The sequence below is a fragment of the Caldovatus sediminis genome (assembly GCF_014644455.1).
GTDB lineage: Bacteria > Pseudomonadota > Alphaproteobacteria > Acetobacterales > Acetobacteraceae > Caldovatus > Caldovatus sediminis.
Window position 1 is genome coordinate 95,080 of record NZ_BMKS01000011.1, and the last position, 13,888, is coordinate 108,967.

13 protein-coding genes and 1 other RNA gene are annotated in these 13,888 nt (G+C 73.3%); 11 read left to right on the top strand and 3 right to left on the bottom strand.

All coding sequences use genetic code 11. The features are described 5' to 3' along the window. Positions 1 to 16 precede the first annotated feature (16 nt). Genes IEX99_RS16335 through IEX99_RS16355 form a run of 5 tightly spaced genes read left to right on the top strand, consistent with a single transcriptional unit; the run spans position 17 to position 5,333 of the window. Positions 17 to 1,144, top strand: a complete 1,128-nt coding sequence (locus IEX99_RS16335; protein WP_188902223.1) for a microcin C ABC transporter permease YejB — start codon at positions 17 to 19, stop codon at positions 1,142 to 1,144. Further along, the gene (locus IEX99_RS16340; RefSeq protein ID WP_188902225.1) at positions 1,144 to 2,289 is read left to right on the top strand and encodes an ABC transporter permease; all 1,146 of its coding nucleotides are present in this window, start codon (positions 1,144 to 1,146) and stop codon (positions 2,287 to 2,289) included. The genes IEX99_RS16335 and IEX99_RS16340 overlap by 1 nt, the downstream gene beginning before the upstream one ends. 3 nt (positions 2,290 to 2,292) lie before the next feature. Further along, the gene (locus tag IEX99_RS16345) at positions 2,293 to 3,906 is read left to right on the top strand and encodes an ABC transporter ATP-binding protein (RefSeq protein WP_188902227.1); all 1,614 of its coding nucleotides are present in this window, start codon (positions 2,293 to 2,295) and stop codon (positions 3,904 to 3,906) included. Beyond that, positions 3,903 to 4,376, top strand: a complete 474-nt coding sequence (locus tag IEX99_RS16350) for a hypothetical protein (RefSeq protein WP_188902229.1) — start codon at positions 3,903 to 3,905, stop codon at positions 4,374 to 4,376. The genes IEX99_RS16345 and IEX99_RS16350 overlap by 4 nt, the downstream gene beginning before the upstream one ends. A 6-nt stretch (positions 4,377 to 4,382) precedes the next feature. Next, a complete protein-coding gene (locus tag IEX99_RS16355; RefSeq protein ID WP_188902231.1) occupies positions 4,383 to 5,333 on the top strand; it encodes a 2-hydroxyacid dehydrogenase in 951 nt (316 codons plus the stop codon). Between the two features lie 48 nt (positions 5,334 to 5,381). Here IEX99_RS16355 and IEX99_RS16360 read toward each other — a convergent pair whose 3' ends face one another. The 3 genes from IEX99_RS16360 to thyX all read right to left on the bottom strand — a co-directional run bounded on the left by IEX99_RS16360 (position 5,382) and on the right by thyX (position 8,627). Beyond that, positions 5,382 to 5,807, bottom strand: a complete 426-nt coding sequence (locus IEX99_RS16360; protein ID WP_188902233.1) for a MarR family transcriptional regulator — start codon at positions 5,805 to 5,807, stop codon at positions 5,382 to 5,384. A 175-nt stretch (positions 5,808 to 5,982) separates the two neighbouring features. Continuing rightward, on the bottom strand, positions 5,983 to 7,425 hold the full coding sequence (locus tag IEX99_RS16365; protein WP_188902235.1) for a leucyl aminopeptidase family protein: 1,443 nt from the start codon (positions 7,423 to 7,425) through the stop codon (positions 5,983 to 5,985). A gap of 263 nt (positions 7,426 to 7,688) precedes the next feature. Continuing rightward, positions 7,689 to 8,627 carry an FAD-dependent thymidylate synthase gene (gene thyX / locus IEX99_RS16370; protein ID WP_188902238.1) on the bottom strand — a complete coding sequence of 313 codons (939 nt, stop codon included), beginning with the start codon at positions 8,625 to 8,627 and terminating at the stop codon, positions 7,689 to 7,691. Between the two features lie 11 nt (positions 8,628 to 8,638). Here thyX and ssrA point away from each other — a divergent pair. The 6 genes from ssrA to IEX99_RS16400 all read left to right on the top strand — a co-directional run. After that, positions 8,639 to 8,975, top strand: a transfer-messenger RNA (tmRNA) gene (gene ssrA, locus IEX99_RS16375). An 80-nt stretch (positions 8,976 to 9,055) separates the two neighbouring features. After that, positions 9,056 to 9,550, top strand: a complete 495-nt coding sequence (locus IEX99_RS16380) for an SspB family protein (RefSeq protein WP_188902240.1) — start codon at positions 9,056 to 9,058, stop codon at positions 9,548 to 9,550. A gap of 135 nt (positions 9,551 to 9,685) precedes the next feature. Further along, on the top strand, positions 9,686 to 11,359 hold the full coding sequence (locus IEX99_RS16385; RefSeq protein WP_229678081.1) for a fumarate hydratase: 1,674 nt from the start codon (positions 9,686 to 9,688) through the stop codon (positions 11,357 to 11,359). A gap of 27 nt (positions 11,360 to 11,386) precedes the next feature. Next, positions 11,387 to 11,605, top strand: coding sequence for a hypothetical protein (locus IEX99_RS16390; RefSeq protein ID WP_188902242.1), 219 nt, complete (start codon positions 11,387 to 11,389; stop codon positions 11,603 to 11,605). Between the two features lie 13 nt (positions 11,606 to 11,618). Further along, entirely contained in the window at positions 11,619 to 12,026 is a 408-nt protein-coding gene (locus IEX99_RS16395) for a RidA family protein (RefSeq protein ID WP_188902244.1), read from the top strand. 54 nt (positions 12,027 to 12,080) lie between these two features. After that, the coding region (locus tag IEX99_RS16400; protein ID WP_229678082.1) for a hydantoinase/oxoprolinase family protein at positions 12,081 to 13,888 on the top strand (1,808 nt) is incomplete at its 3' end.

Consider the following 13,888-nt stretch of genomic DNA (forward strand, 5'->3'; position numbering starts at 1 on the left):
CGCGGACGCGAGAGAGTTGGGCGCCTACCTCCTCCGGCGGCTGCTCCTGGTGGTGCCGACGCTGTTCGGCATCATCCTGATCAACTTCGTGGTCGTGCAGTTCGCGCCGGGCGGGCCGGTCGAGCAGATGCTCGCCGAGCTGCGCGGCGAGGGCCAGACACTCGGCCGCATCACCGGCGAGGGCGGCGGCGAGATCCGCGCCGCGCCGCCCGGCCCCGGCGAGGCCGGCCGCGCCCCCGGCGCGGGCGGGACCGGCCCGGTCGGCACCTACCAGGGCGCGCGCGGCCTCGACCCGGCGATCGTGGCCGAGATCGAGCGCACCTTCGGCTTCGACAAGCCGGCGCATGTGCGCTTCCTCGAGATGCTCGGCGGCTATCTCCGCTTCGACTTCGGCCGGTCGCTGTTCCGCGACCGCCCGGTGGTGGAGTTGATCATCGAGAAGATGCCGGTCTCGATCAGCCTCGGCCTGTGGTCCACGCTGATCATCTACCTGGTCTCGATCCCCCTCGGCATCCGCAAGGCGGTACGCGACGGCAGCCGGTTCGACGTCGCGACCTCCGGCATCGTGCTGGTCGGCTACGCCATACCGGCCTTCCTGTTCGCCATCCTGCTCGTCGTGCTGTTCGCCGGCGGCACCTTCCTGCAGTGGTTCCCGCTGCGCGGCCTCGCCACTCCGGGCTCGGAGGCCTGGCCGTTCTGGGAGCGGGCGCTCGACTACGCCTGGCACATGGCGCTGCCGACGCTCTCGCTCGTCATCGGCGGCTTCGCCGGGCTGACGATGCTGACCAAGAACTCCTTCCTCGACGAGATCGGCAAGCAGTACGTCGTCACCGCCCGCGCCAAGGGGGCGGGCGAGCGGCGCGTGCTCTACGGCCACGTGTTCCGCAACGCGATGCTGCTGATCATCGCCGGATTCCCCTCGGCCTTCATCGGCATCCTGTTCACCGGGGCGCTGCTGATCGAGATCGTGTTCTCGCTCGACGGGCTCGGCCTGCTCGGCTTCGAAGCGGCGATCCGGCGCGACTACCCGGTGATGTTCGGCACGCTCTACATCTTCACCCTGCTCGGGCTGCTGATGCAGATCGTCGGCGACTTCACCTACACGCTGGTGGACCCGCGCATCGACTTCGAGGCCCGGAGCTGATGGCGCTCTCGCCCCTCAACCGCCGGCGGCTCGAGAATTTCCGCGCCAACCGGCGCGGCTACTGGTCGCTCTGGATCTTCGCCGCGCTGTTCGTGGTGACGCTGTTCGCCGAGTTCATCGCCAACGACCGCCCCCTGGTCGCGCGGGTGGACGGGCGCTGGTACGTCCCCGTCCTCGTGGACTACGCCGAGAGCGACGTCATCGCGGACGGCCTGCCGACCGCGGTGGACTGGCACGACCGCGGCTTCATCGAGGAGTTCCGGGAGGCGGGCGGCTGGGCCGTCTGGCCGCTGATCCCCTACGCCTACAACACGGTGGTGCGCGACCTCGGCCGTCCCGCGCCCTCGCCGCCCTCGGCGCGCAACTGGCTCGGCACCGACGACCAGGCGCGCGACGTGCTGGCGCGGGTGATCTACGGCTTCCGCATCTCGGTGCTGTTCGGCTTCACCCTCACCCTCGTCTCCTCGGTCATCGGCATCGCGGCCGGCGCGGTGCAGGGGTTCTACGGCGGGCTGACCGACCTCCTGTTCCAGCGCTTCATCGAGATCTGGCGCGGCATGCCGGAGCTCTACCTGCTCATCATCCTCGCCAGCATCATCACGCCGAGCTTCTGGGTCCTGCTCGGCTTCCTCCTGCTGTTCTCCTGGATGGGGCTGACCGGGGTGGTGCGGGCGGAGTTCCTGCGCGGGCGGAACTTCGACTACGTGCGCGCGGCGCGCGCGCTCGGCGTCTCCGACGGGCGGATCATGTTCCGCCACATCCTGCCCAACGCCATGGTGGCGACGCTGACCTTCCTGCCCTTCATCCTCTCGGGCTCGGTGGTCATCCTCACCTCGCTCGACTTCCTCGGCTTCGGCCTGCCGCCCGGCTCGCCCTCGCTCGGCGAGCTGGTGAACCAGGGCAAGAACAACCTCCAGGCCCCCTGGCTCGCCTTCACCGCCTTCGTCGTGCTCGGCGCCATGCTGAGCCTGCTCACCTTCATCGGCGAGGCGGTGCGCGACGCCTTCGACCCGCGCAAGCTGCCGGGCGGCGCGCAGGCCGCCGCGGCGGCACCGCTCACGGAGCGGGTGCCGAACCCCGACACGCGGATGCCGAACCACGCCCATGGCGGCACCGCGACCCCGACCGGCGCCGGGACGGCCTGAGCGGTGCCGGCGCTGCTCACCGTCGAGGACCTCGCCGTCGCCTTCCGCGGCCGGAGCGTGGTCGAGGGCGTCTCCTTCGCCGTCGAGCCGGGCGAGACGGTCGCCCTGGTCGGCGAGTCCGGCTCCGGCAAGAGCGTCACCGCGCTCTCCTGCCTGCGCCTGCTGCCGCCCGGCGGGGCCAACCCGGCCGGGCGCATCCTGCTCGACGGGACCGAGGTGCTGCGCGCGCCCGAGCACGAGCTGCGGCGCCTGCGCGGCGGCGTCGCCGGCATGGTGTTCCAGGAGCCGATGACCTCGCTCAACCCGCTGCACACGGTGGGCCGCCAGGTCGCGGAGGCGGTGGTCCTGCACCAGCCCGGGATGCGCGGCGCCGCGCTGCGCGAGCGCGTGATCCACCTCCTCCGCCGCGCCGGCTTCGCCAACGCGGAGGAGCGGCTGGCCGCCTATCCGCACCAGCTCTCCGGCGGGCAGCGCCAGCGGGTGATGATCGCCGCCGCGCTGGCCAACGACCCGAAGCTGCTGATCGCCGACGAGCCGACCACCGCGCTCGACGTCACCATCCAGGCGCAGATCCTGGAGCTGCTCGCCGACCTCAAGCGCCGGCTGAACATGGCGCTGCTCCTCATCACCCACGACCTGCAGATCGTGCGCCGCCACGCCGACCGGGTGGTGGTGATGAAGGACGGCCGGGCGGTCGAGCAGGGCCCGGTGGCCGCGGTGTTTGAGGCCCCGCGCCACGACTACACGCGCATGCTGCTCGCCACCGAGCCGCGCGGCCGCCCCGCGCCGGTGGCGCCGGACGCCCCGGTGGTGATGGAGGCGGAGCGGATCAAGGTGCACTTCCCGATCCGCCGCGGCGTCCTGCGGCGGACCGTCGGGCACGTGAAGGCGGTGGACGGCGTCTCGGTGGCGATCCGGGAGGGCGAGACGGTCGGCCTGGTCGGCGAATCGGGCAGCGGCAAGACCACGCTCGGCCTCGCCCTGCTGCGGCTCGAGGGGAGCGAGGGCCCGATCCGCTTCGAGGGTGCGCCGATCCAGGGCCTCGACCGCAAGCGGCTGCGGCCGCTGCGCCGGCGCATGCAGATCGTCTTCCAGGACCCCTACGGCGCCCTCTCGCCGCGCATGACCGTGGCCGAGATCGTCGGCGAGGGCCTCGCGGTGCACGAGCCGCACCTCTCGCGCGCCGAGCGCGGCCGGGCGGTCGCCGCGGCGCTCGAGGAGGTCGGGCTCGATCCGGGGATGGCGGACCGCTACCCGCACGAATTCTCCGGCGGCCAGCGCCAGCGCATCGCGATCGCCCGCGCCCTCGTGCTCAAGCCGCGCCTCGTCGTGCTCGACGAGCCGACCAGCGCGCTCGACGTCTCGGTGCAGGCGCAGGTGGTGGAGCTGCTGCGCGCGCTGCAGGAGCGCCACCGGCTCGCCTACCTCTTCATCAGCCACGACCTGCGGGTGGTCCGCGCGATGGCGCACCGGATCATCGTGCTCAGGGACGGGCGCGTGGTCGAGGAGGGCGAGGCGGAGCGCATCATCGCGGCGCCGCGCGAGCCCTACACGCGCGCGCTGATGGCGGCGGCCTTCGAGCTGGCCGCCGCCGAGCCGGAGGTGGTCCGCACGTGAACGTCCCCGATCCCGCCGCAGCCTCGTCCTCCGCGACGAGCCCCGATCTCGAGCGGCTGCGCCGCCTGCTCGAATCCGAGCGGCTGAAGCTCGGCGTGCACATCCGCAAGATGAACAGCCCGGGCTCGCCGGTCTTCCGCCAGGGCGAGAACGTCTGGCCCGCGGCCCTGATCCTCGTCGGCTCCTTCGGCGCGACGGCGCTGGTCCACTTCTACCTCGGCGCCGCGGTGCTCGCGGTCGGCGCCTGGTGGTGGCTCGCCAAGGTGCAGCCGCGCATCGCGGACGGGGTATTCGACCGCACCGTCGCCTTCATGCTGGCCTCCGAGCGGAACTTCGAGGGGCTGTGGGCGAAGGGGGTGCTGTCCTTCTACGCGAAGCTGCCGGACGGGCGGGAGGTGGTGGCGACGCGCCGCGACGACTGGCGCGAATTCCTGCGCCGCGTCGAGGCCGAGTTCGAAGGGGGAGATTGATCGCGCATGGGCACCGCGAGGGGCACCGCCGTGCTGCTGTCCACCAGGGCGAACGCGATGGCCGACTGGGCGGAGGCGCTCGGCGCGCTCGACCCGTCGCTCGACATCCGCCTGTTCCCCGATGCCGGCGATCCGGCCGACATCGAGGCCGCGGTCGTCTGGACCGAGCACGACATGGCCGAGCTCCGGCGCTACCCGAACCTGAAGCTCATCGTCTCGATGGGCGCCGGCGTGGACCACCTGCTGCGCCCGCCGGGCCCGCCGCCCGGCGTGCCGGTGGCGCGGCTGGTGGACGAGCGGCTGACCCAGGGCATGACCGAGTGGGTGCTGCTCAACGTGCTGCGCTTCCACCGGCAGGACCCGGAATACCGCGCGCAGCAGGCGGCGCGGATCTGGCAGGAGCTGCCGGCGCCCGACACGGCGGCGCGGCGCATCGGCATCCTCGGCCTCGGCGCGCTCGGCGGGGCCGCGGCGCGCGCGCTGCGCGGCCTCGGCTTCCCGGTCATGGGCTGGTCGCGGCGGCCGAAGGCGCTCGCGGACGTCGAATGCTTCCACGGCGCGGACGGCCTCGCGGCCATGGCGCCGCGCGCCGACATCCTGGTCTGCCTGCTGCCGCTGACGCCGCAGACGCGCGGCATCCTCGGCGGGGAGCTGCTGCGGTCCCTGCCGCGCGGGGCGTACGTGATCAACGGCGCGCGCGGCGGCCACGTGGTGGACGCCGACCTGCTGCGCGCGCTCGACACGGGCCAGGTCGCCGGCGCGGCGCTCGACGTGTTCGAGCCGGAGCCGCTTCCGGCGGACCACCCCTACTGGTCGCACCCGAGGGTGTTCGTCACCCCGCACGCGGCGAGCATCACGATTCCGCGGAGCGCGGCGCCGCAGGTGGTCGAGAACATCCGTCGGATGCGGGCGGGGCGCCCGCTGATCAACCTCGTCGATCCCGCCGCCGGCTACTGAGCCGCGGCGGCGCGGTCCGCGGCGCCGTCCGGGCGCCCGCCGGCGGCGTCAGCCGGCGCGGCGCGTGCCGCTCCCCCCGGCGGCGCCCGGCGCCGTCTCGACGTTCGCCGGCTCCGCCACCGCGAGCTCGCGCGTCGCGACCTCGGCGTCCGCCATGATCTGGCGCAGGTCGCGCAGGAACGCGCTGCCCTTGAGAGTGCGCTGCACGAGCACGCTGCGGCGGTCCATCGGGTCGACCTTGCGGCGCGCCAGGTCCAGCTCTCCCAGCCGGTCCAGCGCCCGCGTGATCGCCGGCTTCGAGACGTTCAGCTCGGCCGCGAGGCCGCGCACCGTATGGGGGCCGTCCGTCAGGTAGACGGTGAGGAACACCCCGAGCTGCCGCGCGGAGAGATCGGGCCCGTCCCGCCGGACCAGCGCGACGACCGTATCCCTCAGGATGCCGACGAGCTGGTCGGGATTGATCTGTGCGGCCATGTCCTGCAACCCTTCCTGGTCCTTCCGCCGCCCCGCCCCCTAGCTCCGCTTCGCGGCGGGACCGGCGTCGGCGGCGGCGCCGCGGACCGTGCGTCCGGCGTCCCTGGCCGGTCCGAGCCCTCGCGCCACCACAGAGCCGCTGCGGCGGAAAAGTTCCCACTCCATCCCAACTTCGTTACCGATCCGGTCGGCCATCACTCCCCGCCAGCGCGGCGATCGCCGCGTACAGGGCCCGCATCGCCTGCGCTTCGCCGCCCTCGGGTCGCCCCGGCCGGGCCGAATCGTTCCAGGCATAGAGGTCTATATGCGCCCATCGCACCCGCTTCGGAACAAACCGCTGCAAGAAAAGCGCGGCCGTGATCGCCCCCGCCATCGGTCTCGTCCCGACACTGGAGACGTCCGCCACCGCGCTGTCCAGCCAAGAATCGTATCCGGAATGCAGTGGCAGGCGCCACAGCGGGTCGTGCGACGCCCGGCCGGCGGTCAGCAGCGTCTCCGCGAGCGCCTCGTCGTTGCAGAACAGCGCCGGCAGGTCGGGCCCCAGCGCGACCCGCGCCGCGCCGGTCAGGGTGGCGCAATCCAGCACCACCTCGGCCCCGCGCTCCGCCGCCAGGGCGAGCAGGTCGCCCAGCACCAGTCGGCCTTCCGCGTCGGTGTTGCCGATCTCGACCGTCAGCCCCTTCCGGCTGCGCACCACGTCGAGGGGGCGCATGGCGGTGCCGGAGACGGCGTTCTCCACCGCGCCGACCAGCAGCATCAGGCGCACCGGCAGGCGCGCGCGCATGACGAGCCCGGCCACGCCGATCGTCACCGCGGCGCCGGCCATGTCCTTCTTCATCCGCAGCATCGCGGCCGACGGCTTGATGTCCAGCCCGCCGCTGTCGAAGCACACGCCCTTGCCGCAGAGCGCGATCCGCGGCCCGTCCGCGCTGCCCTGCCATTCGAGGATCGCCACCCGCGGCGCGCGCGCGCTGCCGGCGCCGACCGCGGCGATCAGCGGGAAGCCCTCGGCCAGCGCCGCGCCCTCGAGGATGCGGCAGGTCGCCCCGGGGTGCTCGGCCGCCAGCGCCCGCACCGCCTCGGCGAGCTCGGCGGGACCAAGGTGGTTGGGCGGGGTGTTGATCAGGTCGCGCACCCGCCAGGCGGCGGCGGCCGACGCGACGGCCGGTTCGGTGCCGGCCGGGGCGAGCAGCCGCGCCGGGGCGCGGTCCGGCGCCGGCCGGTCCTCCGCGCGCTCCGCCTCCGGTCCCTTGAAGCGGCGGAACCGGTAGGCGCCGAGCCCCCAGCCGAGCACCGCGTCCGCCGCGTCGTGGTCGCCGGCGCCGAGGCGCCAGAGGCTGCCCTCCGGCAAAGCATAGGGCAGTGCCCCGAACGGCCAGGGCGAGGCCGGCTCGCTCCCCAGGCCGAGCACCGCGCCGGCCAGCCCTCCCCCCGCGTCGGGCAGCAGGGCGAGCTGGCCACGGCGCCCCGTGAAGCCGAGCGAGTCGAGCCAGGCCGCCTGGGCGGCGCCGAGCGTGCCCCGCAGCGCCGCCAGGGTTGCCGGGCGCGCCGTGTGCAGGGGCAGGGCCGATGTCTCCATCCCGGCGGCGTCCGATTCGGCCGGGAGGCAGTCGAGCATCGCGGCGTTCTCCTCGCTCGTCCCGAGGCGGATCCGCGCTCCGCCAGCGGACGGGCCATCGCTGCGGCGTCGCCGGCCCGCCGCGGGATCTCGGCACGTCGCGCCGATTCGCGGCGCCACCATAGCGGCCGCCCCGGCAAACACCAAGGCGATGCACCCTCGGCGCGAAGCACGGCGCGGCCGGCGGGTGAGGGCGGCATGGCGGGGATGGGGGCAGAGCCGTCTCGCCGGCGCGCGACTGCGGGGTCCGGCCGGGGCGGTCGTCAGTCTTCGCGCCCGAGAACCGCCATCAGCTCGCGCCACTCGCGCTTCGAGAGGCCGCTCCCTTCCTGCGCCACCGGCTCGCCCGCCAGCATCCGCCGCACCACGGCGAGCATCGGCGCCGAGAGGGTCGCCGCGCCGAGGCGATAGTCGCGGAAGGCCTCGAAGGTCATCGGCACCCAGGCCTCGACCGTCGCCAGCATCGCCTCGGCGTAGGCGCGGATCTCGTACTGGGCGTGCGGGTCGGCGCGCAGCGAGAGGAAGTGCAGCAGATTGTGCAGGTCGATCTTCCAGTACCACTGCGTATAGGTGTTGAGGGTGAGGTTCATCCGCGCCAGCTCGCGCGCGAGCCCCCGGCGCGATTCGTCGCGCTTCGCCCCTGCTTCGTCCTCGTTCAGCATGGCGAGGTAGTGGTCGTAGTTGCGCGCCGCGTCCTCCCGCAGCAGGGCCAGCACCTCCGCCGCCTCCGCGCCCTCCAGCACCGCGCCGCGCCCCTGGCGGTTCACGCGCGACTGGGCGGCGAGGTGCTCGGGCGCCGGCAGGTAGAACTCCCGGTCGAGGACCGAGTAGCGGGCGGAGTACTCGTTCACGTTCGCCGTGCGGTGGCGGATCCACTGCCGCGCGACGAAGATCGGCAGCTTCACGTGGTACTTGATCTCGCACATCTCGAAGGGCGTGGTGTGGCGGTGGCGCATCAGGTAGCGGATCAGGCCGCGGTCCTCGTTCGCCGCCCGCGTCCCCCGCCCGTAGGAGACGCGCGCCGCCTGCACCACCGCGGCGTCGTCGCCCATGTAGTCGATGACGCGCACGAAGCCGTGGTCGAGCACCGGGATGGCCCGGAACAGCATCGCCTCGAGCGCCGGGACGGTCGGGCGCCGGGTGCGGTGCTCGGCCGCACGGGCGGCCTCGATCTCCTGCTGCTGCTCCGCGGTCAGCGCCATCTCTCGATCCACCCCTCGATTCGCGAGCCGGACGGGCCTATATTCCGTTCGCCGCCTCGGCGGCTATGGCGATAAACGCGGCTCGGAATAAGCGTAGCGGACCCGGGGGCAGTACCCGGCGCCTCCACCACCTTCCCGGCAGCGGCGGCTTGGCCCGTCCGCTGCCGTCCACGGGGGCGAAACAGGCTCGACGCGCGCGGTAAAGGGGTCGTTTTCGCCCGGCATGGCTCCGCCGTTATCGGGCCGAACCACAAGTGCCAACGACAACAGCCGCGAGGCTGTGGCGCTCGCTGCCTGACATCAGGTAAGCGCGGCCCGGGGGGCGCCGGGCAACAGAAGCCCCCCACTTATCGCGTGCCCCGTTCTTGCCATCTTTGTGTTGTCCGGCGGTCGGTTTCGCCCTACAGTTGCATACGAAGGGTGGGCGTATGAGCGAAGAAGCGAGACAGACCGAGAGCCTCCTTCCCTACGACCGCTGGACCGAGGACGCCCTGCGCGAGGTCGTGGCCCGCGCGCTCGAGCACACGGCGGAGCACGGGCTGGCGGGGGAGCACCATTTCTACCTGACCTTCCGCACCGACCATCCCGGCGTGTCCATGCCGGGGCACTTGAAGGCGCGCTATCCGCAGGAGATGACGATCGTCCTGCAGCACCGCTTCTGGGACTTGGCGGTGGACCGGCAGGTGGGCGCGTTCTCGGTCGGCCTGTCCTTCGGCGGCGTGCCGGCGACGCTGGTGGTGCCCTTCGCCGCCGTGACCGCCTTCGCCGATCCGCACGTGCGCTTCGGGCTGCGGTTCGAGCCGCGGATGGAGGGGGCCGCAGCCCCGGCCGAGCCGGCGGCGCCCGTCGCGCCGGAAGCGGCACCCGCGCCACAGGTGGTCAGCCTCGACGCCTTCCGTCGCCGGCCGGCGCGGGACGGCTGACCCGACCGCCGGCGCCCGGCGGCGGTTGGCGCCACGCCGGGGCTGCGCTAGGACGATCCTCCCGAGAGAGTGACCGACCGGTTCGGCTTGGCGCGCCGCTGCGCGGGTCGTACCGTGCCGCGGAGACGCCAGCCCATGACCCCACCGCTCGACGACGCCGGCGCGGCCCCGACCGCGGCGCGGCCGGAAGGCTTCCTCTACAGCCCGATGTTCCCGCTGGGCGAGGACACGACGCCGTACCGCAGGCTCGCCATCGCCGGCGTCTCCACGCTGCGCTGCGACGGCCGGACGGTGCTGCGGGTGGAGCCGGAGGCGCTGGCGGAACTCGCCCTCCAGGCGTGCAAGGACGCCTCCCACCTGCTGCGGCCCGGGCACCTCGCGCAGCTCCGCGCCATCCTCGACGATCCCGAGGCCTCGGCGAACGACCGCTTCGTCGCGCTCGACCTGCTGAAGAACGCCAACATCGCGGCGGGCGGCGTGCTGCCGATGTGCCAGGACACCGGCACCGCCATCGTCTTCGGCAAGAAGGGCCAGCGCGTCTGGGTGGAGGGCGACGAGGAGGAGGCGATCTCCTTCGGCGTCCACCGCGCCTACACCGAGACGAACCTGCGCTACTCCCAGATGGCGCCGCTTTCCACCTTCGAGGAGGTGAACACCGGCAACAACCTCCCGGTGCAGTTCGACATCATGGCGGCGCCCGGCGAGCACCACGCCGACGAGTTCCACCTGATGTTCGTGCTGAAGGGCGGCGGCAGCGCGAACAAGACCTTCCTCTACCAGCAGACGCGGGCGGTGCTGAACAGGCCGAAGCTGCTCGCCTTCCTCGAGGAGAAGATCAGGACGCTCGGCACCTCCGCCTGCCCGCCCTACCACCTGGCGATCGTCATCGGCGGCACCTCGGCCGAGGCGACGCTGAAGACGGTGAAGCTGGCGAGCACGCGCTACCTCGATTCGCTGCCGACCAGGGGCAGCAAGGCGGGCCACGCGATCCGCGATCCGGAGCTGGAGGCGGAGGTGCACAGGCTGACGCAGGACCTCGGCATCGGGGCGCAGTTCGGCGGCAAGTACTTCTGCCACGACGTGCGGGTGATCCGCCTGCCGCGCCACGGCGCCAGCTTGCCGATCGGCATCGGCGTCTCGTGCAGCGCGGACCGGCAGATCAAGGCGAAGATCACGCCGGAGGGCGTGTTCCTCGAGGAGCTGGAGCGCGATCCGGCGAAGTACCTGCCGGAGGCGACGGAGGAGATCCTCGGCGGCGAGGTGGTGCGGATCGACCTCAACCGGCCGATGGAGGAGATCCGGGCCACCCTGTCGCAGTACCCGGTGAAGACGCGCGTCTCGCTGACCGGCCCGATGGTGGTGGCGCGCGACATCGCCCATGCGAAGCTGCAGGAGCGGCTGGACCGCGGCGAGGGCCTGCCGCAGTACATCAAGGACCACCCGGTCTATTACGCCGGCCCGGCCAAGACGCCGCAGGGCTATGCCACCGGCAGCTTCGGGCCGACGACCGCGGGGCGCATGGACTCCTACGTCGAGGAATTCCAGCGCCACGGCGGCAGCCTGGTGATGCTCGCCAAGGGCAACCGCTCGCGGGCGGTGCGGGAGGCGTGCCGGAAGTACGGGGGCTTCTATCTCGGCTCGGTCGGCGGCCCGGCGGCGCGGCTCGCCCAGGACTGCATCACCAAGGTCGAGGTGCTGGAGTATCCCGAACTCGGCATGGAGGCCGTGTGGCGCATCGAGGTGAAGGACTTCCCGGCCTTCATCGTGGTGGACGACAAGGGCAACGACTTCTACGACGGGCTGGAATAGCCTGCGGCGGAGGAGGAGGCGAAGGCCATGGCGGGATACCGGGTTCGGGTCTGGTTCGACGCGGACGGGCTGGGCGTCGGCGAGCCGGCGCGCGACAACGGCGTGCTGGAGCTTCCCGTCATCCCGCAGCCCGGCATGGAACTGGCCGACGACGAAGGCCGCGTCGCGACGATCCGCCGCGTCGTGCTGCTGGCCTCGCCCGATCCGGACGGCGCCGTCGCCGTACTGGTCTGCGCGCCGGGCTGAAGGGGGCACCGGCGTGACGCGCCGCCTGATCTCCTCCGGCAGCCGGTTCGAGGAGGAGATCGGCTACTCGCGCGCCGTGGTGGACGGCGACCTCGTCTGGGTCTCCGGCACCACGGGCTACGACTACGCGGCGATGACCATCGCGCCGGGCGTGGTCGAGCAGGCGGAGCAGTGCTTCCGCAACATCGCCGCCGCGCTGGCCCAGGCCGGCTGCACGCTCGACGACGTGGTGCGGGTGCTGTTCATCGTGCCGGACCGCGCCGACTGGCCGGCCTGCTGGCCGGTGGTGAAGAGGCACCTCGGCCGGGCGCGCCCGGCCTCCACCCTGATCCACGCCGGGCTGCAGACGCCGGAGATGCGGATCGAGATCGAGGTGACGGCGCGCGTTCCGGCGCCGCCCTCGGAGCCCGCGACCGAATAGGCGCTGCGCCGTCCCGGCGTTGACCGGGCCGGGACCCGCCCGCATCCTGCACGCATGAGCGGCGGCACCGACGGCTGGGCCCTGGCCGTGGACATCGGCGGCACCTTCACCGACGTGGTGCTGCGCCGCCGCGACGGGCACGCCGTCACCGACAAGACCCTCACCACCCATCGCGACCTGCTCGAGGGCTTCTTCCGCGCGGTGGACCTCGCCCTGGGGCGCGCCGGCATCGCCCCGGCGCAGGTCGGCGACGTGACGGTGCACGCGACGACGCTCGTCACCAACGCCGTGATCGAGCGCCGCGGCCCGCCGACCGCGCTGCTGGCGACCGAGGGCTTCGCGGACGTGCTGATCATCCGCGACGAGCACCGCTACGACATGTTCGATCCGCAGATCGAGTTCCCGACCCCCCTGGTGCCGGAGGACCTGACCTTCACCCTGCGCGAGCGGACCCTGGCGGACGGCACGGTGCTGCGGGCGGTGGACCCGGCCGAGGCGGCGGAGGCGGCGCGCGCGATGGCGGCGCGGGGGGTGCGCGGCGTCGCCGTCTGCCTGCTGCACAGCTATCGCAACCCGGCGAACGAGAGGGCGGCGCGCGAGGCGATCCTCGCCGCCGCGCCGGAGCTTTACGTCACGCTGTCCTCGGAGGTCGCGCCGCAGATCCGCGAGTATCCGCGGGCGAGCACGGCGGTGGTGAACGCCTACACCCAGCCGATCGTCGCCCCCTATCTCGGCGCGCTGGCGGCGGAGCTGGGGCGGCGCGGCTTCCCCAACCGGCCGCTCATCATGCTCTCGAGCGGCGGCGTCGTGGGGACGGAGACGGCCGGGCGCTTCCCGGTGCGCATGGTCGAATCGGGGCCCGCCGCCGGCGCGCTCGCGGCCGTGCACTTCGCCGGGCTGCTCGGGATGGACCGGCTGCTGTCCTTCGACATGGGGGGCACCACGGCGAAGGCCTGCATCATCCAGGACCGCAGGCCGCTCGTCACCGGCGCCTTCGAGGTGGACCGCCGCTACCGCTTCAAGCCCGGCAGCGGCTTCCCGGTGCTGGTCCCGGCGATCGACATGATCGAGATCGGCGCCGGCGGCGGCTCGATCGCGGCCGTGGACGCGCTCGGCCTGCTCAAGGTCGGGCCGCGCAGCGCCGGCAGCGAGCCGGGGCCGGCGTGCTACGGCCGGGGCGGGACGGAGCCGACGGTGACCGACGCCGACCTGGTGCTCGGCCTGCTCGATGCGGGGCGCTTCCTCGGCGGCGACATGCGGCTCGACGAGGCCGGGGCGCTGCGCGCCCTCGCGGCGCTGGGCGAGCGCCTCGGCGTGGACGCGATCGCCGCCGCGCGCGGGGTGTTCGAGGTGGTGTGCGAGAACATGGCCTCCGCCGCACGCGCGCACGCGACGGACCGCGGGCTGGACTGGCGCGGCCTGCCGGTCCTCGCCTTCGGCGGCGCCGGGCCGGTGCATGCCTGCCGCGTGGCGGAGCTGCTGGACTGCGCGACGGTGATCTTCCCCCCGATGGCGAGCGTGCTCTCCGCCTTCGGCACGCTGGTCACGCCGGTGCGGCTCGACCTGGCGCGCAGCGCGCTCGGCGACCTGGCCGCGCTGGACTGGGCGGAGGTGGACGCGCTGCTCGCGGCGATGCGCGAGGAGGGCGCGGCGGCGCTGGGCGAGGCCGGGGTGGCGGCGCGCGATGCGGCGTTCTCGGTGGCGGCCGACCTGCGCTACCGCGGGCAGCAGAACGAGGTCACGGCGACGCTGCCCTGGGCCGCGCTCGCCGCGCGCGACGTGGCCGCGATCCGCGAGGCGTTCGAATCCGCCTACGAGGCGCTGTACGGCATCCGCCTGCCCGATGTCGGCGTGGAGGTCGT